The sequence below is a fragment of the Vibrio sp. Vb1554 genome (genome assembly GCF_033344235.1).
Genome location: NZ_JAWPOJ010000164.1, coordinates 1 through 1,491 on the forward strand (window position 1 = coordinate 1; position 1,491 = coordinate 1,491).

The 1,491-nt window shown below is 41.6% G+C and carries 3 protein-coding genes; all 3 read right to left on the bottom strand.

Annotated features, from left to right (window positions below):
• A partial coding sequence (locus tag R8N28_RS24595; protein WP_318183593.1) for a maltose acetyltransferase domain-containing protein occupies window positions 1-185 on the bottom strand: 185 nt, incomplete at its 3' end.
• 183 nt (window positions 186-368) lie between these two features.
• Window positions 369-701: a hypothetical protein gene (locus R8N28_RS24600; protein ID WP_005464576.1), complete on the bottom strand. Its 333-nt coding sequence runs from the start codon at window positions 699-701 to the stop codon at window positions 369-371.
• A gap of 183 nt (window positions 702-884) precedes the next feature.
• Window positions 885-1,430: a class IV adenylate cyclase gene (gene cyaB, locus R8N28_RS24605; protein ID WP_318183594.1), complete on the bottom strand. Its 546-nt coding sequence runs from the start codon at window positions 1,428-1,430 to the stop codon at window positions 885-887.
• Between the last annotated feature and the right edge of the window lie 61 nt (window positions 1,431-1,491).

Sequence of the window (1,491 nt, forward strand, 5' to 3'; positions counted from 1 at the left end):
AAATAACAGTTATCGCCCACAGCCCCAAGTAAACGCTGAAGAATTTCACCACGTTTTTCGCCCTCTGAAGGTCGCGTTTGGTTGTAGTCATAGAGAATCTCTAGGCATTGCGTTTGCTGTTTTGCGAGTTCTTCGTCAGTACAAAAGTAAATCTTCTGACTATGCAGCATTGATTGTCGGTCCATGTATCCATCTCATTTAACGTTCTATTACCTTCGGTCTTACAATAACCAATCACAGTGACAGACCGGAGTATGTCTTGTATAAACTAGCAGACCTTGCATGAACAAAATTTGCAAACAAATCATGGAAACCTTGCGGATTACTGCACGAAAAAACAGGAAGTTGCGCCATCGCACAAAATGAAATTAACTCACTGATGAATTGTTTTGCTTTGCTTTTTCTCGCTTCATCTTTAGCTGCTTATCTTTACGTTTTAGAGCACGGAAGAACTTGGACTCTTCGTGATACCAGCCCACAACACTAATCGGGAAACCAACTAACATCATGATGAAAAAATCTGCCGGAAACTGCTCCGTCACGTCCTGAAAAGTGTGAAGCTCTCCAAAGATGAACAAACCGATAATTTTACCCACCAACAACGCACAACAAATCATAAAAAACGATTTCATGATGTAGTGCCATTTTCCTTTCTTTCTCTCCTCTCGCCAATAAACATACTTATGTTCTCGGTTATACATTACTCCTCCACAAGGTGACAGCGTCACTCATTAAATGATAGTGTGGGTTCAGTGCATCAGCACTATGGTAATCATAGTGCTGTTTACTAGGAGTTGCCTGTCAAACCAATGAGAAGAACACAAAAATGACATTGTGTTTTGAGAAGAATTTGCTTCGCGTTTTAGAAAGGAAAGAAATAGCGACTATGCTGATAAAATCTCTTTGTATGAGCGATGCTCTCTATCCGCTTCGCTCAGATGAAACTGCAGCGCAAGTGCGACTAACTGCTCGCGATAGCTAGCCAAAGCAGTTTCGTCGTCGGTCATAATAGCGAACTCCGCAAAGTGACCAAAACCATCGAGAAAATCTAAGGTGATATGGAACTCGCCGACAAAGAAGATACTTCTGATTTTCTTGCTGTGCTGAATCACTTCGTAACCCATATTTTCGAGCATACTTTGAGCAGAATCTAACTTAGTGATATTTGTTGCTTCACAACGGTCAGCTTCTGGCCCTTTTACAATCCACAGTTTGATGCCGGCAGGCTGAATTTCTCTGAGCACTAAACTCTTACCCTGCTGAGTCAGCGTGCGTTGTGGGGTATCGTAAAACCAATCTGACTCTTGGTTGTTTTCGAACATGACTTCATGCTCAATCTGTTTGAGCGTGTTTAAAAATGCATCATGATTTTTTACTCGATACTTTAACTCAACTTCAAACTGCCCTTGGAAATGCGCGTCACTCACCACTCGCCTCTACTACATAAACGTCGAAAGGAGCCGAATACTACACTCAAAATCTTAATCGTGT